This window comes from Sulfitobacter sp. AS92, assembly GCF_038900015.1.
Lineage (GTDB): Bacteria > Pseudomonadota > Alphaproteobacteria > Rhodobacterales > Rhodobacteraceae > Sulfitobacter.
Window position 1 is genome coordinate 270364 of sequence record NZ_JBBMQL010000002.1, and the last position, 18878, is coordinate 289241.

Genomic DNA, 18878 nt, shown 5'->3' on the forward strand with positions numbered 1-18878 from the left:
CGGCTCGGGTCAAAACACATGGCCGCCAGCGGGGGGCGAATGTCCGCCCATCGCCAAACCGGCCACGTCTGGAGATTTTATTTGCGGATCAAAGGCTTGAGCGCCGCATCCTGATCGCGCCACGTTGCAATCGCATCTGCCATGGCGCTTACCATCGACGCGCGCCAAACCGGATCGCGCAGATTGGTTAAATCCCGCGTGGAGCTCAGAAACCCTACCTCGACCAGAACCGAGGGAATATCCGCAGATTTCAGCACAGAGAACCCGGCGCGCCGCAGCGGTCGACCGTTCATCGGCCCACCTGCCCCACGCATCCCCTCGACCAACACTTTGGCCAAGGCTTCTGAGCGTGGTTCCGTTTCTTGGCGCGCAAGATCGAGCAGGATCCCCGCCACTTGATCGTCAGACCCCGTCAGATCAGCGCCCGCGATAATGTCCGACCGGTCATGCCGCGCGGCGAGGTGTTCGGTGGCCACGTCGCTGGCATCGTCTGAGAGGGTATAGACCGTGGCCCCGCTTGCCCCGCCCTGCGACAGGCTATCCGCGTGGAGCGAGATGAAGAGATCGGCCTCGGCCTGATGGGCGATGGCAACCCGATGTTCCAGCGCGACAAAGAGGTCATCGTCACGGGTCAGCATCACGTCCACGCCCTTGCGGCGCAGCGCGTCGCGCAGATCGCGGGCGAAATTCAGCATCAGGTCTTTTTCGTCCAGCCCCTCGCGCTGCGCGCCGGGATCAATCCCCCCATGGCCGGGGTCCAGCACGACGGTAAAGGTATCTTTGCCCGCGACCGGGGGTTTCGGCGGCGCGGTGAGTGCGGTTGTCCAATCGGGGTCGATTGGCACGCCCGCGGCTTTGGCAAAGACCTCGGCGTCGACGGATTCAAGCGTGATTTCAAGCCGTGCCTTACCACTGGCGGCGTCCACTGGCATGCCGATCTCAGCAGGCACCATCGGCTCGGCCAAATCGGCGACCAGCCGCGACCAACCGGGTTGAAACGCGCCATAACGCAGGGCAGAGATGCGACCGGGTTTGGCCAATAGATCGCCGCGCGCCACCTCACTCCAGTCCGCCTCACGGAAGTCGACGATTAGTCGCGCGGGGTCGTCCAGCAGGAAGACGCGGAAGGGCACGCCTTGGCTCAGCGCCACGGTCAGGTCAGTCTTGCCGAACCAACCGTCTTTCACGGTGCTCTCCACCGGATCGACCCGTGCCAAGGCGGTCAACTCCTGCGCCGCTAGCCCCCCCGGTGCCGCACAGGCCAGCGCCACCGCCAGACCCTTTAGAACTGCCCGCATGTTCATCACCCTGCTCTTTTTCGGTCTTCTACCAGTTGCCGCGCGTGCAAACCAGCGCTCAGCGTGCGGCCATGAAGGCCTTGAGCCGAGCGATGCCCTCTTCCATATCCGCCGTGCTGCGCGCATAGGAAAAGCGCAGCGTCTTATGCCCCCGCGCCGGGTCAAAATCGAGGCCGGGGGTCACGGCAACGCCCGCCTTGTCGAGGATCTCTGCGGCGAAGGCGCGGCTGTCATCCGTAAAGCGTGATACATCGGCATAGACGTAGAACGCCCCATCCGGCGGCGCTATGTCGGTGAAACCGGCCTCCTTCAGCCCGTCGATCATCAAATCCCGGTTCCGGCGATAGACGGCTAGGTTGGCCTGCAATTCATCATCACAGTCCATTGCCGCCAGCGCGGCGATTTGGCTGGCGTGAGGGGCGCAGATGAACATGTTTTGCGCGATCCGCTCAACCACGCGCACCTGATCTTCGGGCACCACCATCCAGCCGACGCGCCAACCTGTCATCGAGAAATACTTGGAAAAGGAATTAATCACATAGCAGTCGTCGGTGACCTCAAGCGCAGTCACAGCCTTCTTGTCATATTCGATGCCGTGGTAAATCTCGTCCGAGATGAAGGACATGTCATTGGCCGCACAGGCCTCCGTAAGCGCCGATAGCGCCGGGCGGTCGAGCATCGTGCCCGAGGGGTTCGCGGGTGAGGCCACCAACAACCCGCGCAGGTCTTGCCCCGCGAAGTCCGCCGCGACGGGCTGGTAGCGGTTCTCTGGCGCAGCGGGCAGATCGACCGGCTGCATTCCCAAGGCACGCAGAATTTGGCGGTAGCTGGGATAGCCCGGCGCGCCGATGCCGACACGATCGCCGGAATCGAACAGCGCGGTGAACGCCAGCAAGAAACCGCCCGAAGAGCCGGGCGTGATGACCACCCGAGCCGGGTCCAGATCGACGTTGTACCAATCGCCATACATCTGCGCGATGCGCTTGCGCAGCGCGGGCAACCCAAGCGCCACAGTATAGCCAAGCGCGCCCTCTCCCATTGCCTTAGTCAGCGCCTCAGCGGCACCTTTGGGCGCGCCGGTGCCGGGCTGACCGACCTCCATATGGATGATGTGGCGGCCTGCCTCTTCGGCGGCGGTTGCGGCTTGCATCACGTCCATCACGATAAAGGGATCGACGGCGGACCTAGTTGAATTGCGCATGGGCTTGCTCCTACTCTCGGCATGTGCTTTCACCGCGCCTGATGCCGGGCGTCAACCCTTGGCCCCTATTTCGCAGCTTTACCGAAAGGACCGCCCATGTTCACCCGCCTCATCGCCCCCGCCTTTGCCAGCGCGCTGGCCCTCGCCGCCCCTGCTGGCGCGATGGACCTGACCGAGTTGACTGACGCCGAACGCGCACAGTTCCGCGCCGAGGTCCGCGCCTATTTGATGGAAAACCCCGAGGTGATCCTACAAGCGGTTGAGCAGATGCAGAACAATCAGGCCCAAGCGCAAATGCAGGCGGATTTCGACCTTGTTAGCGCCAATGCAGACGCAATTTTTGACGACGGGTATTCTTGGGTTGGTGGCAACCCGGATGGCGATATCACGTTGGTCGAATTCCTTGATTACCGCTGTGGCTATTGCAAACGCGCCCATGGCGAAGTGGCCAAGCTTTTGGAAACTGATGGCAATATCAAGCTGATCGTCAAAGAATTTCCGATCTTGGGTGAGCAATCTATGCTGGCCTCGCGCTTTGCCGTGGCGACCAAACAGGTTGCCGGCGGTGACGCATACAAGCAGCTGAACGATGCGCTGATGGCCTTCAATGGCGAGGTTTCCATGCCCGCCCTGCGCCGCTTGGGCGAAAGCTTTGATCTGGATGTCGCGGCGATTGAGGCCGAAATGGGCAGCGACGAAGTCGCCCAAGAGATCGCCACGACCCGCGCGCTGGCGGAAAAGCTTCAGATCACCGGGACGCCTACATTCGTCATGCAGGATGAAATGCTGCGCGGCTACCTGCCTTACGATCAAATGATGGCACTCGTGGAAGAAAAGCGCGGTTAAAATGCGCGCGATTGGTGTTTTGGCCGCGCTCGCGCTGGCCACGCCCGCCAATGCAAATGACTTCAGCGCGCTTGGCCCAGCCGAGCGCGCTGCATTTGACGCCGAGTTGCGCGCGGCAATATTGGCCAGTGGGGATGTGATTGCAGACGCGCTTGCGGGGCCGCAGCCTGCGCAGTCGGAAATGCAGCAATACATTCAAGATGATCTAAGCTTGCTTGAACGGCTGGCTCCCGACCTGTTGGAGGGCCATGCAGTAGCGCTGTTCACCTCACCCGATTGCAGCACCTGCACCACAGCAATCAGTGAACTAAAAGAACTATCAATGCGTTACGGGGCTACCTTCATCTTGCACGACCTAAGCGCGCCACAGGCAGCTGGATGGGCCGAAGCCCTTGGATTGAGCGAAGCCCCTTTCTATGTCCTGCCTGACATGGTGCTAAGGGGGCATATGCCTGCTGTCGTCTTAGCGCGATACCTGACCCGTTAAGTTAAGGCGCTGCATTAAGAAGAGAGCATAACCCATTATTCTGCATCGGTTTTTGCCTCTTCCGCCTCAAGCACAGCGGCGCGTTCTTCGACCTGTTCAACGATATGGTCGATCATGCCTTCATTGCCGAGTTTATGGCTCTGCTTGCCCGCGAGATAGACCATGCCGGAACCAGCCCCACCGCCGGTGAAGCCCACGTCAGTCATCAGCGCTTCGCCGGGGCCATTCACCACACAGCCAATGATACTGAGGCTCATGGGCGTCTTGATGTGCTCCAGCCGCTTCTCCAACGCCTCGACAGTCTTGATCACGTCAAACCCCTGCCGCGCGCAGGAGGGGCAAGAAATGATGTTCACGCCCCGGTGGCGCAGACCAAGCGATTTGAGAATTTCGTAACCGACCTTCACCTCTTCGACAGGGTCAGCCGACAGGGAAACGCGGATCGTATCGCCGATGCCGCTCCACAGCAGATTACCCAGTCCGATGGCCGACTTGATTGTGCCCGACATCAACCCACCTGCCTCGGTGATACCAAGGTGAATGGGGGCGTCGGTCGCGTCGGCAAGCTGCTGGTAGGCAGCGGCGGCCATAAAAACGTCAGACGCTTTGCAAGAGATTTTGAATTCGTGAAAGTCGTTGTCTTGCAGAATTTTGATGTGATCCAGCCCGCTTTCGACCATCGCGTCGGGACATGGCTCACCGTATTTCTCTAACAGATGCCGTTCTAGCGAGCCGGCATTCACACCTATGCGGATTGAACAGTTGTGGTCACGCGCGGCTTTGATGACCTCGCGCACGCGCTTTTCGTCGCCGATGTTGCCGGGGTTGATTCGCAGACATGCTGCACCTGCCTCGGCGGCTTCGATCCCGCGTTTGTAGTGGAAATGGATGTCTGCCACGATCGGCACAGTGACTTCGCGCACGATCTCGCGCAGCGCCTTTGAAGACGCCTCATCCGGGACGGAAATCCGGACGATGTCCGCACCTGCGTCAGCCGCGGCCTGCACCTGCGCGATGGTTCCTGCCACGTCGGTGGTCAACGTATTGGTCATCGTCTGCACGGTGATCGGCGCGTCGCCCCCAACAGGCACATTGCCCACCATGATCTGCCGGGATTTACGACGCGGAATATCGCGCCAAGGGCGAATGGAATGAAGCGACATGATGACACCTTTCGCGAAATCGAGAGCAGTAGCCCCTACCTAGTCAGGCGGGGTCGCATGTGCAATGGGAAGCGGAAGTTGGGAGGTTATCGCCGCTGGCAGGGCATCGCGGCAAGCACAGACGGATCAAGCGAGCCTTCTAAATCCGCGAACATCCGGCTGAGCGACTGTTCTGCCGTGGGATCGACCGGTTGGTAACGCTCGGCCAGCGCTTGCGCCTGAAGCGCCACATTGGAGGTCACAGCGCCACGCGCGCCAACGGGGCCAAAGCAGCCATCAGCCATAGCAAAATAGAGCGCGCCGGATTCGCCGGTGCGCAGGGTCGGCGGCTCTTCGGTGACCGGGACATCCCAAGTGTCGCCCTTGTTCATCACGCCTTCGAAAATCACAGTCCCGTCCGCTGCGCGCACCCGCACCCATGATGGGTAGGCTGCGACCATCCGGACCTTTTCGCCCAAAGGCTCCACCACCTGTGGTTTAGGCAGGTCGGTGTCAGCATTGGCGAGCATCAAAGCTTCGTCAATGGCGTCATCCATCGTGTCGTTCTCTGCAACCGCAGTGGTTTGACCGCCCGTCTCGGGGCGGTCGGGGGTCGGGAAATTACTGACTGAACGCGGATCGATAGATGCGATAGGCGCATCACGGGCGACCAGAACCGGCACGTCCAGCGCCTGCGGACGGTAAAGCCGGTCGAGCGCATCAGAGCGGGGGCTTTCAACGCTTTGCGGGGCGGCGGAATCATCCTCCGTATCAGGCGCGCGGGCCAGTGCGCCGTCCAGCGGATCAAGGTCAGAAAGAACGATCGGCGTTTGGTCCACCGGCGCGACCTGTACACGCTGCACTTCTTTCAACACGGTCCAGCCGCCAAAACCGATGGCCGAGATCAGCGCGATTAACACCATCGAGGAGCCTACAGCACCCGGCTCAATCCGGCTGAGTAGGCCGTCGCCCGTGGGCACGAAAGGCGTATTGGGCCGCGCGAAAAGGTCGTCTTCTTTCGGGGACTTACGCCGTTCTTCAAAGCTGGGCTTTTTGACAACGGAGGCTTCGGCAGACATGCCATGGGCAACGGCGAAACCGGATTCCTTGCAAAACGCCGCAAACGCGCGGTCGGGATCCATGTTGAGATAGCGCGCATAGGAGCGCACATAGCCCGCGATAAAACCGGGCGTGTCAAAGGCACCGGGATCGCAGTTTTCGATGGCAGCAATATAGGAGGCTTTGATACGCAGCTCGCGCTGTACGTCGAGCAGGGATTTACCAAGCGTCGCGCGTTCGCCGCGCATGACATCCCCCAACCGCAATTCGAATGCATCGAACCCTTTGGGTTCGACTGTTTCGTCCTTAGCGGATTTGGAGGCCCAACGCCCAATCATCAATATGCCCTGTCCCAATTGTGCCCGTAGCTTTCATCCAAACACGCCCCAACGATTCGGATGTAGCCTTTTCTTGACAAAAGCCTAGCACAAGACAACGCAAAACACGAATAGCCCTGCGTTATCCTGCAGCTTCGGCACGATTCAGCGCACAATGTGACCAGAGTGAGTCCATACCACGGACGAGAGCGTCCATTTCCTTGGGTCCATGGACGGGCGACGGGGTAAAGCGCAGCCGCTCTGTTCCGCGCGGCACAGTCGGGAAGTTAATTGGCTGGACATAGATGCCGTGCTCTTCAAGCAGCATGTCCGACAAAAGCTTGGTATGCACCGGGTTGCCCACCATCACAGGAACGATGTGGCTGCCATGGTCGATGATCGGCAGGCCCAACCCCTTTAGCCGCAGCTTCAATGCCTTAGCCTGCTGCTGATGCTTCTCACGCAGCTCAGGTGCGCGTTTGAGATAGGCCACCGAGGCCGCCGCTCCTGCCGCAACCGCAGGCGGCAATGAAGTGGTAAAGATGAAGCCCGGCGCATAGGAGCGGATCGCGTCACACATCTTGGCCGAGGCTGCGATATAGCCGCCCATGACGCCGTAGGCTTTGGCCAGTGTGCCGTTGATAATGTCGAGACGGTGCATCAGGCGGTCCCGTTCGGCCACCCCTGCGCCGCGCGGACCGTACATGCCCACCGCGTGCACTTCGTCGATATAGGTGAGCGCGCCAAATTCATCGGCCAGATCGCATATCTGCTCAATCGGGCTGAAATCACCATCCATGGAATAGATCGATTCAAAAGCGATAAGCTTGGGTGCAGCCGGATCGTCGGCCTCCATCAACTCACGCAAGTGGTCCAGATCATTGTGGCGGAAAATGCGTTTGGCGCCGCCATTGCGGCGCACACCTTCGATCATCGACGCGTGGTTCAGCGCGTCGGAATAGATGATCAGACCGGGGAAAAGTTTGGGCAGGGTCGAAAGCGTGGCGTCATTGGCGATATAAGCCGAGGTGAACAGCAATGCCGCTTCCTTGCCGTGCAGATCGGCCAATTCAGCCTCAAGCTGCTTGTGATAGACGGTGGTGCCCGAAATGTTGCGCGTGCCGCCCGAGCCTGCGCCGGTTGCGCGCAACGCTTCTTCCATCGCCTCTAACACGACAGGGTTCTGCCCCATGCCGAGGTAATCATTCCCGCACCAAACGGTGATGTCTTGCTGGCTGCCGTCCGGCTTGGTCCAGACAGCATGGGGAAATTGACCGTTGCGGCGCTCAATGTCGATGAAAGTCCGGTAGCGGCCTTCGTCGTGCAGGCGCGCAATCGCCGCGTCGAGCTTCTCGTTATAGTCCATTGCGCGTCTCCATCTTCTTGGCGCGAACAGGAGGCGACCCCTCCATATTCAGCTTTTAGAATGGTTACAGATTTGAGACCAAAGCTTCAATCTTTTATCCGGTGCTCCCTGCGGGGCGAACTGTCGCAGGCAAATGAGCGTATTGATGGCCATTGTGGTTTGTCTGCTTGTCTTTTCAGGCGCTTTCATGTCTTCAAGGGGAAACCCAGAAAGGGGCCTGATTTGCGCGCCAATCCACATCCACAGCAGGACCAGCGGCTCCGGACGCTCTATAGCTATGACATTCTTGATACCCCGCGCGAGGAAGAGTTTAACGAGATCGTTGAGCTGGCGGCCGAGATCTGCGACGCGCCGATTTCAGTGATCAACCTGATCGACAAGGACCGCCAATGGTTCAAGGCCGAGGTTGGCTTGAACGCACGGGAAACGCCGCTTGATACCTCGCTTTGCTCTCATGCCATTCTAGAAGCCCCCTTTGTAGAAATCCCCGACACGCTGCAAGACCCCCGTATGGCCGATAACCCGCTTTGCACCGACGGCGATGGGCTGCGTTTTTATGCAGGTGCCTTACTGGTGGCCCCCGACGGGCTGCCGCTCGGCACACTTTGCATTCTGGACAACAAACCGCGACAGCTGACTGCATTGCAACGCAAGACCGTCGCAGTGCTGGCCCGTCAGGTGATGAAGCAGTTGGACCTGCGTCTTGCCCTGCGCCAACAAGACGTATTGATGAGCGAGGCCGATCACCGCATCAAAAACTCGCTTCAGACATTATCGGCCATGGTTCGGCTGCATGCCCGGCAATTGGATGACAAGGCTACGGTCAATGTACTTGACGGCATCCAGCGCCGCGTCAACGCCATGGCGACGCTTCATGGCGAGCTGCAATCCGGCGGGGGCCGTGATGAGGTCAACGCAGGCAAGTACCTTGGTAAAGTCGTGAACCTTTTGCAAGAAACCGCGCCGGGTCATGTGCAAATTAGCTATAGCGCCGATCAAGCCACGCTGCGCTCTAACATGGCCTCGTCTTTGGGGCTCATCATCAGTGAGTTTGCCGCCAATTCGATCAAACACGGCTTCCCCGACGCGACCCATGGCCATATCGAAATCGGCTTAACGCTGCGCGATGGGCATTTCCATCTGGCCTGTAAAGATGATGGCATCGGCTCAAAAAACGAAGGCAAGCGGCGCCCAGACAGCATTGGCCAGACCTTGATGGCGGCGGCGGCCTCGCAGTTGGATGCGCAGGTGGATCACAGGCTCACGCCCGAAGGCAGCCGCCTCTCGCTCACGTTTTAAGCCCCCTGCCTGCGGCCTCTGGACACGCCCTGCCCGCCTGATACCTTCGCGCCAAACTCACAAGCGCAAGGAATTTAAGCCATGTCCCTCGACGATGTTCTCGCCCGGATCGACAACGATCTGCCCGCCGCGACAGACCGCCTGCTAGAGCTGCTGCGCATCCCGTCGATCTCAACCGATCCGGCCTTTAAGGCGGATTGCGACCGCGCCGCCGATTGGCTGGTGGGTGACCTTAAATCCATGGGTGTGGAGGCCGAAAAGCGGGCCACGCCGGGCCATCCGATGGTTGTGGGCCATGTCGGCGAAGGCAAGCCGCATCTGCTGTTTTACGGCCACTACGACGTGCAGCCGGTTGATCCGCTGAACCTGTGGGACCGTGACCCGTTCGATCCCGCCATAGAAGACACCGACAAAGGCCGCGTGATCCGGGGCCGTGGGGCCGCCGACGACAAAGGCCAGTTGATGACCATCATCGAGGCTCTGCGCGCGTGGAAAGAAGTGAAAGGCGACTGGCCTTGCCGCATCACCTTTTTCCTTGAAGGCGAAGAGGAATCCGGCTCGCCGTCGCTCGTCCCTTTCATGGAGGAGAATGCCGAGGAATTGAAAGCCGATGTGGCGATGATCTGCGACACCGGACTGTTCGAATCCAAAACGCCCGCCATCGTCACCATGCTGCGCGGGCTTTTGGGCGAAGAGTTGACCGTCACGGCCCCCTCCAAAGACCTGCATTCCGGCATGTACGGCGGCATCGCGATGAACCCGATCCGCGCGCTTAGCAAGGTGATCGCCGCGCTGCATGACGAGGAGGGCCGCATCACCATCCCCGGCTTTTATGACGGCGTGCCGGACCTGCCCGAGGATTTGGAAGCGCAGTGGCAGGGGCTGGCCTTTGACCATGCCGCTTTTCTGGGCGACGTGGGCCTCAGCAAGCCCGCAGGCGAGCAGGACCGCACGCCGCTCGAGATGATCTGGTCCCGCCCGACTTGCGAGGTCAATGGCATTTGGGGCGGCTATACTGGCGATGGTTTCAAAACGGTCCTACCGTCCGAGGCGCACGCCAAGATCAGCTTCCGTCTTGTCGGCACGCAAGACCCGCACGCCATCCGCGAAAACTTCCGCAAGATGGTGACCGAGATGCTGCCTGAGGATTGCACCGTCGACTTCTCAGGCCACGGCGCCAGCCAAGCGTCAGGTGTAGAGATTGGTCATCCGATGTTCGAACCCGCCCGCCAAGCGCTCAGCGATGAGTGGCAGGTGCCAGCGGCCTACATCGGCTGCGGCGGCTCGATCCCAATTGCGGGGCATTTTCAAAAGATTCTCGGCACTGAGCCGATGTTGATTGGCTTTGGTAAGGATGACGACCAAATCCATTCCCCGAACGAGAAATACGACATGGAGAGCTTTCACAAAGGCATCCGGTCTTGGGCGCGCATCCTTGATGCACTGACCTGAACCGATTGGCGATCGGGCCTGCCCGGTCGCCAAACCGTCTGCCCTAAGAAACGCCAAAGCCCAGACGCATAGCATCGCTGCGAGTGCTCTGGTCACAGTGTATATCTACTATGAAAACGGAGAAAGTGGCGCGGTTGACGGGGCTCGAACCCGCGACCCCCGGCGTGACAGGCCGGTACTCTAACCAGCTGAGCTACAACCGCGCGATGTGGGCGGAATAGGCCAAGGGGCGGGGGGCGTCAAGCGTATTTGAGCGAGAAAATTCGTCTTTGTGAAAAGAAGTTCTACGGCAGATTTTCCAGGGGTTAGAAACGAAAAAAGGGACCTCGAAGAGGTCCCCTTTTCAGGCAGCGGTGGCGCGGTTGACGGGGCTCGAACCCGCGACCCCCGGCGTGACAGGCCGGTACTCTAACCAACTGAGCTACAACCGCCCGCTGCACTCTCCGGGTCGCCCCGAAGTGTTTGGGTGTTCTATGGTGGGGGCGCTCTGCCGTCAAGCGCGGTTTGCGCGAAAATGCGAAATTTTCGTATTGCCTGTTTGTAGCGTTTAATGCGCTGGTTGGGCCCTACTTTCGGGTAAGACCAACGCCAAACCACACGGCAAGAACAAAGGCTCACCACCACTCCTTCCCTTAGCGTCTACGGCACCCGCATCGGCAAAGATGGCCAGCGGATCACTTAAGGTTCCTAGCCACCACATACGTAGCGGATTAGGGCGTAATAGCCGCATCACAGAGCGCGAATGATACGTTCCGGCTACAGACTGAGCACAACCTCAGAGACTTTGCGACGAGCGCATTTAGCGAGAGGATATATTGGGTCGTGAGAGGCTCGAACTCCCGACCTAGACTGACCGCAAAGCGGGCGGGCGTTGGTCGGGCCACCCCCCGTGTGGCAGCCGATCAAATGGAGAGTAGCGAGAGGGAAAATGGTGGGTCGTGAAAGGCTCGAACTTCCGACCCAGACTGACCGCAGAGCGGGCGGGCGTTGGTCGGGACATCCCTGTGGCAGTCAATCAAATGGAACGCAGCGGGAGGGGAAATGGTGGGTCGTGAGAGGCTCGAACTCCCGACATCTTCGGTGTAAACGAAGCGCTCTACCAACTGAGCTAACGACCCGACTTGGTCCTCATAGCGCAAGGTGGGGGCGGGCTTCAACCCTATAATGTCAGCCTTTTTTGCTGACCGCCCTCAAGGTGAAATACAACCCCCTGCCCGCCTTGCATATCACGCAGCACGGCAAGGTCCCGGCCTAATAAAATAAGCCGCAACATGCGCGAGGTGATGCCGTGGGTCACCAGCACATGGGGGCCGGTCAGACTGTCGAGAAAGGCATGGCAACGCTGATAGAGGGCGGCGAATCCTTCCCCTTCGGGGGCATGTTCATAAAGATCATAGGAATCACGCGCAGCGGGGGTTTGCCGGAGTAATACCTCGCGATTTTCGCCTGCCCAAGCTCCGATCCCGATCTCAGCAAGTTGCGCGTCGGTCGCCACATCGATGCCAAGCCCATCAAGCGCGATCTGCGCTGTGATGAGCGCCCGCCCCTGCGGGCTGCTGAGAGCAGAAAAATCGGATAAATTGCACCGCCGCAGGATCGCGTTTTGTGCTGCGGCCTGCGCGCGACCCGTTTCGGTCAAGCGGGAATCGAAATGCCCCTGAAGCCGGTTGGCGAGGTTCCACTCCGTCTCTCCATGCCGCAAAATATAAAGGGTCGGATAGTTGCTCATCGGGCCATGTCGCGCTGACCTTTCAGGCAGAGCGATCTGTTCCAACCATTGCGACCATGGCGCGGAAGCCTGGTTTCAGGGTGTACTGACATGCTCTCTCCGCCGGTTTGGGCTTGATATAGGGCAGTTGGCGGGCCAAGTGCCAGACCCATGTTGCAGCCGCACGGGCCACACATAATCAGATGAGTATAGAAAATGGTGGGTGATAAGAGATTTGAACTCCTGACATCTTCGATGTGAACGAAGCGCTCTACCACTGAGCTAATCACCCTTGCGAGGCGAAGTAGCCAATTGCGGCGAGGCATGCAAGAGGGGTTTGCGCAAAAATCACTCGAGGATATGGGCGCTACCACACCCTTCACTACAACGAAAAACGCGCGCCCCGAAAGGCGCGCGTTTCTGATTTGTCGTAAGGGCCTAACCTCAGTGGGTGGTGGTCGCATCCATGCCGCCAGCGCGGGCTTTTATCGCGGCAGCCTCGGCGGCTTCTTGGGCCGCTTCGTCCCATTCAATCGCCTTTGGCTTGCTCACCAGCGCATGTTCCAACACCTCGGATACGTGGTTCACCGGAATGATGGTCAGCCCTTCTTTCACGTTGTCGGGAATGTCCGGCAGGTCTTTCTCGTTCTCCTGCGGGATCAGCACCGTGGTGATGCCGCCGCGCAGGGCTGCGAGGAGCTTCTCTTTCAACCCGCCGATGGGCATCGCATTGCCGCGCAAGGAAACCTCGCCCGTCATCGCAATGTCGCGGCGTACGGGGATCTGCGTGAGCACCGACACGATAGAGGTCACCATCGCCAAACCGGCCGAGGGGCCGTCCTTGGGTGTGGCACCGTCGGGCACGTGCACGTGGATATCCAGCGTGTCGAACTTCGGCGGTTTCACCCCGATCTGAGGGCTGATCGAGCGGACATAGGAACTTGCCGCGTCGATGCTTTCCTTCATCACATCGCCCAGCTTGCCGGTGGTCTTCATCCGGCCTTTGCCCGGTAAGCGCAGCGCTTCGATCTGAAGCAATTCACCGCCCACGGAGGTATAGGCCAGCCCGGTCACAACACCGATCTGGTCCTTCTCCTCGGCCAGACCGTAGCGATGCTTGCGAACACCAAGGAAGTCTTCGAGGTTGTCACCAGTGACAGTAACACTCTCGGCCTCTTTCTTGACGATCTTGGTCAACGACTTGCGCGCCACCTTGGCAATCTCACGCTCAAGGTTCCGCACACCGGCTTCGCGGGTATAGTAGCGGATCATGCCAGTCAGAGCGGAGTCTTCAATCTTGAACTCCTTCTCTTTCAGACCGTGGTTCTTGATCTGCTTTTGCACCAAATGCTGCTTGGCGATCTCGCGCTTTTCGTCTTCGGTGTAGCCCGAAAGCGGGATGATCTCCATCCGGTCCAACAGCGGCCCGGGCATGTTGTAGCTGTTCGAGGTGGTCAGGAACATCACGTTCGACAGATCGTATTCTACCTCAAGGTAGTGGTCCACGAAGGTGCCGTTCTGTTCCGGATCAAGCACTTCCAGCATCGCCGACGCAGGATCGCCACGGAAGTCCTGCCCCATCTTGTCGATCTCATCGAGCAGGATAAGCGGGTTCGTGGTTTTCGCCTTTTTCAGCGCCTGAATGATCTTGCCGGGCATAGAGCCGATGTAGGTCCGGCGGTGGCCGCGGATCTCAGATTCGTCACGCACGCCACCGAGCGAGATGCGAATGAACTCGCGCCCCGTGGCCTTGGCGACTGACTTGCCCAAAGATGTCTTGCCAACGCCCGGAGGGCCGACGAGGCACATGATCGGGCCTTTCATCTTGGTCGAGCGCTGCTGCACGGCGAGATACTCAACGATCCGCTCTTTGACCTTCTCGAGGCCATAGTGATCGTCATCCAGCACCTTTTGTGCCTTGCCCAGGTCTTTCTTAACGCGGGATTTCACGCCCCATGGGATCGACAGCATCCAATCGAGGTAGTTGCGCACGACAGTGGCTTCGGCAGACATCGGGCTCATGTTCTTGAGCTTTTTGATCTCAGCATCGGCTTTTTCGCGGGCTTCTTTGCTCAGCTTGGTCTCAGCCACACGAGCTTCCAGCTCGGCGACTTCGTTCTTGCCGTCTTCGCCGTCACCCAGCTCCTGCTGAATGGCTTTCATCTGCTCATTCAGATAGTATTCGCGCTGCGTGCGCTCCATCTGGGATTTGACGCGGGTCTTGATCTTTTTCTCAACCTGCAGCACGGACATTTCGCCCTGCATCAGGCCGTAGACCTTCTCAAGCCGCTCAGAAATGCTCAGCGTTTCCAGCAGGTCTTGCTTTTGCTCGACTTCGATACCGAGGTGACCGGCAACGAGGTCCGCCAGACGTGCAGGTTCGGCGCTTTCACCAACGGCGGCGAGCGCTTCTTCGGGCACGTTTTTCTTGACCTTGGCGTAGCGCTCGAACTCATCTGCCACAGTGCGCAGCAGCGCCTGCGTGGTGGCCGCGTCGCCCGGCATCTCGGTCAGATACTCGGCGCGGGCCTCAAAGAAATTATCGTTCTCAAGGTATTCAGTGATGCGCACCCGCGCTTGGCCTTCGACCAGCACTTTGACGGTGCCATCGGGCAATTTCAGCAGTTGCAGCACATTGGCCAGCACGCCCGCTTTGAAGATACCGCCGGTGTCCGGATCATCCTCGGCGGGGTCAATCTGGCTGGAAAGCAGAATCTGTTTGTCGTCCGCCATCACCTCTTCGAGGGCGCGGACGGATTTTTCGCGGCCAACGAAAAGCGGCACGATCATGTGGGGAAACACGACGATGTCGCGCAGCGGAAGCACCGGGTAGGATGCGTTCAGTGGCTCTAACATGCTCAATTCCTTATCTTAGCAAGACATCCGGGCCCCTGTTATAGGCGGCCTCTGATATCCCCTTTTCTGGACAGGATATGTGTGCATCCTATCCGCCTGTTTCAATCCCTTGCGGGCTTTTAAGCCGCCATCATCGCGGTTTGGCGAGGTGGAGGCAAGCGCGGGATTGGCTGTTTTTAAGCCATTCCTCTCGCTGTTTTAACAGGGGCGCCGCACAGGCGCCCCCGGATCGGTCAGGCTTTGGCCTGCTCAAGCGCCGGGTAGTCGGTAAAGCCCTCGCGCCCGCCCCCGTAGTAGGTATCGGTATCGCCCTCGTTAAGCGGCCCGTTCATCTGCCAGCGGCGCGGCAGATCGGGATTGGCGATGAAAGGGCGGCCCACGGCGATCAGATCGGCCTTGTCATTGGCCAAGGCGTCAATCGCCATTTCGCGGTCATAGCCGTTGTTGGCCATGTAGGGCCCTTTGAACAGCGCGCGCAGGGCGGCGATGCTCTCACCGTCGTCCAGCTTGCGCGAGCCGCCTGTCGCACCTTCGACGAGGTGCAGATAGGACAGGTTGTAGCGGTTCAGCCCTTCGACGACATACTCAAAAGTCTCTTGCGGGTTGGCGTCTTCGATCCCATTGGCGGGCGAGAAAGGCGAGAGCCGCAGGCCGACACGCTCACCACCCCAGACCTTTGTCACGGCATCCAGCACCTCAAACAGCAACCGCGCGCGGTTCTCCACGCTGCCGCCATAGGCATCGTCACGCTTGTTGCTGCCGGTCTTGAGGAATTGATCCAGCAGGTAGCCATTGGCGGCATGCACCTCGATCCCGTCGAAACCGGCTTTCTTTGCCATCTCAGCGGCATGGGCATAGTCGGCAACCAGACGTGGCATCTCATCCAAGTCCAGCGCGCGTGGCTCGGAAGTGTCTTCAAATCCATTGGCGGTGAATGTTTTCACCCCAGCAGCGATGGCCGAAGGCGCGACAGGTTTGGCGCCCTCGGGTTGCAGCGAGGTATGGCTGATCCGGCCCACGTGCCACAGTTGGATCACGATGCGCCCCCCTTCGGAATGCACGGCGTCCGTCACCTTGCGCCATGCGGCGACCTGTCCTTCGGTGTGGATTCCGGGGGTCTGAAAGTATCCTTTGCCCTCGGGGCTGATCTGGGTGGCCTCGGTGATAATGATGCCTGCCCCCGCGCGCTGGCGGTAGTACTCAACATGCATGTCCGAGACTTCGCCGGTCTCGTTATCTGCACGGTTGCGGGTCAGCGGGGCCATCACCAGACGGTTGTCGGCCACAATCTCACCGGCGGTGAAGGGGGTAAATAGCTTCTCGGTCATATTCGGGCCTTTCCTTGCAATAGACTGTGCAATGGCACCTAAGACCCTGCCGCGATGCAGCAAGGATCCTTAGCACAATTTCGCGTGAGAATACGCCGCCCTGCCCTTACAGCGGATCGATATCGCCCTGTTCGCGCCCTGCGTGGAAATCGGCCTGCCACTGGGTAAAGCGCCCTGCCGCGATGGCCTCGCGCATGCCCGCCATGATGTCTTGGTAATATTGTAGGTTGTGCCAAGTCAGCAGCATCGACGAGATGATCTCTTGGCTGCGGAAGACATGGTGCAGATAGGCCCGCGAGTAATTCTGGCAGGCCGGGCAGCTGCAATTCTCATCCAAGGGGCGCGGATCGTCCATGTGACGCGCGTTCTTGATGTTGAGCACGCCCATCCGGGTAAACACCTGCCCCGTGCGCCCCGAACGGCTGGGCAGCACGCAGTCCATCATATCAATGCCCCGCGCCACGGCACCGACGATGTCGTCAGGCTTGCCCACGCCCATCAGGTAGCGCGGCTTGTCCTCGGGCAGCATGTCGGTCGAGAAATCGAGGGTAGAGAACATCGCCTCCTGCCCCTCGCCGACGGCCAACCCACCGACGGCATAGCCATCAAAACCGATCTCGCGCAGTGCCTCGGCGCTCTCTTGGCGGAAGTCTTGCTCTAGCCCGCCCTGCTGGATGCCAAAGAGCATATGCCCCGGGCGGTCACCAAACGCCTCGCGGCTGCGTTTGGCCCACCGCATAGACATGCGCATGCTGCTGGCAATACGGCCGCGGTCTGCAGGGAGCGCGGGGCATTCGTCGAAACACATGACGATGTCGCTGCCCAAAAGCTCTTGGATTTCCATCGAGCGCTCGGGCGTGATCTCATGTTTCGAGCCGTCGATGTGGCTTTTGAAGGTCACGCCGCGTTCGGTCAGCTTGCGCAGCCCGGCAAGGCTCATCACCTGAAAGCCGCCGCTGTCGGTCAGGATCGGCTTGTCCCAATTCATGAACTTATGCAGCCCGCCGAGCTTTGCGATACGCTCCGCTGTAGGGCGCAGCATCAGGTGGTAGGTATTGCCCAGCAAGATGTCGGCCCCTGTCGAGGCCACACTCTCGGGCATCATCGCCTTGACCGTCGCTGCCGTCCCGACGGGCATAAAGGCCGGCGTGCGGATCTCGCCACGCGTGGTCTGGATCACGCCGCTGCGTGCCTTGCCGTCCTGCGCGTGTTTGGTGAATCCGGTGCTGGTCATACTCTGGCCCTCTCTGGCTGCGACTGGGGCGATAAACCAGTGGCGTGAAACATGCAATAAAGGTAAAATACAAGGAATTGCACGAATTTATCCCTTTAAAGGATTACCGCCTTGGACTTCGAAGACATGCTCATCGGCCTGCTGGAGAACAATCTTGCTTGGCTTTTACTGGCCCTGCTGGTCGTCATCCTAATCTTGAAATCAGTCAAAATTGTCCCGCAGTCTGAACAGCATGTGATCGAACGCTTTGGCCGGTTGCGCGCGGTCTTGGGGCCGGGGATCAACATGATCGTGCCCTTTATCGACAATGTGGCGCATAAAATCTCGATCCTTGAACGGCAGTTACCCACCGCCAGCCAAGATGCCATCACCCGTGACAACGTGCTCGTGCAGGTCGACACCTCGGTCTTTTACCGCATCACCGAGCCGGAGAAGACCGTTTACCGCATCCGCGACGTGGACAGTGCGATCTCGACCACCGTGGCGGGCATCGTGCGGGCCGAGATCGGCAAAATGGACCTAGACGAGGTGCAGGCCAACCGCAGCCAATTGATCACCACAATCAAGGCCAGCGTCGAAGACGCGGTGGACAGTTGGGGCATCGAAGTCACCCGGGCCGAGATTTTGGACGTGAACCTTGATGCAGCCACCCGCGCGGCGATGATGCAGCAGCTGAACGCCGAACGCGCCCGACGCGCACAGGTGACGGAAGCCGAGGGTAAGAAACGCGCCGTGGAACTGGCCGCCGAGGCCGAGCTTTACGCGTCAGAACAAACCGCCAAGGCGCGGCGCATTCTGGCCGATGCCGAAGCCTATGCTACGCAAGTAGTGGCAACGGCGATCAACGAAAATGGGCTGGCGGCGGCGCAATATCAGATCGCGCTGAAACAGGTCGATGCGTTGAACGCGATGGGCAAGGGGTCGGGCAATCAAACGATCGTTGTGCCCGCGCAGGCGTTAGAGGCCTTTGGCGATGCCTTTAAACTGCTGAAAGGCAAAGGCTGATGGCGGGCTGGTTGGCGCTTTGGTGGGTTTGGCTCTGCGCGGCACTGGCACTTGGCGTGGTTGAGCTTGTGTTGCCCGGCTCGATCTTTTTGGGCTTTGCCCTTGGCGCGTTCGCGATGGCGCTGGTCGTGGCATTTTGGGCGCCCGTCAATGTTGCGCTGCTGCTGGCCCTCTTTGCGGTCTTGTCGCTGATCGCTTGGGTGGTGCTGCGCCTACTGTTCAAACGCCAGTCTAGCGGGGCGCGGATCGTCACCCGCGACATTAACGACGGTTAATGGCG

Annotated in this window: 15 protein-coding genes and 4 tRNA genes; 6 read left to right on the forward strand and 13 right to left on the reverse strand. The window is 59.7% G+C overall.

The features are described from left to right. Positions 1-77 precede the first annotated feature (77 nt). A complete protein-coding gene (locus WNY61_RS04480) occupies positions 78-1298 on the reverse strand; it encodes an N-acetylmuramoyl-L-alanine amidase (protein WP_342850575.1) in 1221 nt (406 codons plus the stop codon). A gap of 58 nt (positions 1299-1356) precedes the next feature. After that, a complete protein-coding gene (locus tag WNY61_RS04485) occupies positions 1357-2499 on the reverse strand; it encodes an aminotransferase class I/II-fold pyridoxal phosphate-dependent enzyme (protein WP_342850258.1) in 1143 nt (380 codons plus the stop codon). A gap of 96 nt (positions 2500-2595) precedes the next feature. Here WNY61_RS04485 and WNY61_RS04490 point away from each other — a divergent pair, with 96 nt between their 5' ends. Together WNY61_RS04490 and WNY61_RS04495 are read left to right on the forward strand one after the other, a co-directional pair. Continuing rightward, complete coding sequence (locus tag WNY61_RS04490; RefSeq protein ID WP_342850259.1) at positions 2596-3345, forward strand: DsbA family protein; 750 nt, start codon at positions 2596-2598, stop codon at positions 3343-3345. A 1-nt stretch (position 3346) separates the two neighbouring features. After that, on the forward strand, positions 3347-3832 hold the full coding sequence (locus WNY61_RS04495; RefSeq protein ID WP_342850260.1) for a disulfide bond formation protein DsbA: 486 nt from the start codon (positions 3347-3349) through the stop codon (positions 3830-3832). 35 nt (positions 3833-3867) lie between these two features. Here WNY61_RS04495 and ispG read toward each other — a convergent pair whose 3' ends face one another. The 3 genes from ispG to hemA form a co-directional block, all read right to left on the reverse strand. Beyond that, on the reverse strand, positions 3868-4995 hold the full coding sequence (gene ispG, locus WNY61_RS04500; protein ID WP_342850261.1) for a flavodoxin-dependent (E)-4-hydroxy-3-methylbut-2-enyl-diphosphate synthase: 1128 nt from the start codon (positions 4993-4995) through the stop codon (positions 3868-3870). An 86-nt stretch (positions 4996-5081) separates the two neighbouring features. Continuing rightward, complete coding sequence (locus tag WNY61_RS04505) at positions 5082-6371, reverse strand: RodZ domain-containing protein (RefSeq protein WP_342850262.1); 1290 nt, start codon at positions 6369-6371, stop codon at positions 5082-5084. Positions 6372-6492: 121 nt separating this feature from the next. Then, positions 6493-7716 (reverse strand): 5-aminolevulinate synthase, encoded by a 1224-nt coding sequence (gene hemA / locus WNY61_RS04510; RefSeq protein WP_342850263.1) that lies wholly within the window; start codon positions 7714-7716, stop codon positions 6493-6495. 222 nt (positions 7717-7938) lie between these two features. Here hemA and WNY61_RS04515 point away from each other — a divergent pair, with 222 nt between their 5' ends. Together WNY61_RS04515 and WNY61_RS04520 are read left to right on the forward strand one after the other, a co-directional pair. Beyond that, on the forward strand, positions 7939-9015 hold the full coding sequence (locus WNY61_RS04515) for a histidine kinase dimerization/phosphoacceptor domain -containing protein (protein ID WP_342850264.1): 1077 nt from the start codon (positions 7939-7941) through the stop codon (positions 9013-9015). Between the two features lie 81 nt (positions 9016-9096). Beyond that, a complete protein-coding gene (locus WNY61_RS04520; RefSeq protein ID WP_342850265.1) occupies positions 9097-10467 on the forward strand; it encodes a M20/M25/M40 family metallo-hydrolase in 1371 nt (456 codons plus the stop codon). A gap of 126 nt (positions 10468-10593) precedes the next feature. Here WNY61_RS04520 and WNY61_RS04525 read toward each other — a convergent pair. The 8 genes from WNY61_RS04525 to tgt form a co-directional block, all read right to left on the reverse strand. Continuing rightward, positions 10594-10670: transfer RNA gene (locus WNY61_RS04525), tRNA-Asp, on the reverse strand. A 151-nt stretch (positions 10671-10821) separates the two neighbouring features. Continuing rightward, positions 10822-10898: transfer RNA gene (locus WNY61_RS04530), tRNA-Asp, on the reverse strand. A 611-nt stretch (positions 10899-11509) separates the two neighbouring features. Further along, positions 11510-11585, reverse strand: a tRNA-Val gene (locus tag WNY61_RS04535). A gap of 41 nt (positions 11586-11626) precedes the next feature. Further along, entirely contained in the window at positions 11627-12196 is a 570-nt protein-coding gene (locus WNY61_RS04540; RefSeq protein WP_342850266.1) for a histidine phosphatase family protein, read from the reverse strand. A 196-nt stretch (positions 12197-12392) separates the two neighbouring features. Further along, positions 12393-12467, reverse strand: a tRNA-Val gene (locus tag WNY61_RS04545). 152 nt (positions 12468-12619) lie between these two features. Beyond that, positions 12620-15031, reverse strand: coding sequence for an endopeptidase La (gene lon / locus WNY61_RS04550; protein WP_342850267.1), 2412 nt, complete (start codon positions 15029-15031; stop codon positions 12620-12622). Positions 15032-15264: 233 nt separating this feature from the next. Continuing rightward, complete coding sequence (locus WNY61_RS04555; protein ID WP_342850268.1) at positions 15265-16359, reverse strand: alkene reductase; 1095 nt, start codon at positions 16357-16359, stop codon at positions 15265-15267. A 106-nt stretch (positions 16360-16465) separates the two neighbouring features. Beyond that, entirely contained in the window at positions 16466-17593 is a 1128-nt protein-coding gene (gene tgt / locus WNY61_RS04560) for a tRNA guanosine(34) transglycosylase Tgt (RefSeq protein ID WP_342850270.1), read from the reverse strand. A gap of 126 nt (positions 17594-17719) precedes the next feature. On the opposite strand from tgt, the gene WNY61_RS04565 reads away from it, so the two are divergent. Next, complete coding sequence (locus WNY61_RS04565; RefSeq protein ID WP_040701502.1) at positions 17720-18598, forward strand: SPFH domain-containing protein; 879 nt, start codon at positions 17720-17722, stop codon at positions 18596-18598. After that, positions 18598-18873, forward strand: a complete 276-nt coding sequence (locus WNY61_RS04570) for a hypothetical protein (protein WP_342850271.1) — start codon at positions 18598-18600, stop codon at positions 18871-18873. Before WNY61_RS04565 ends, WNY61_RS04570 begins: the two co-directional genes overlap by 1 nt. Positions 18874-18878: the final 5 nt, after the last annotated feature.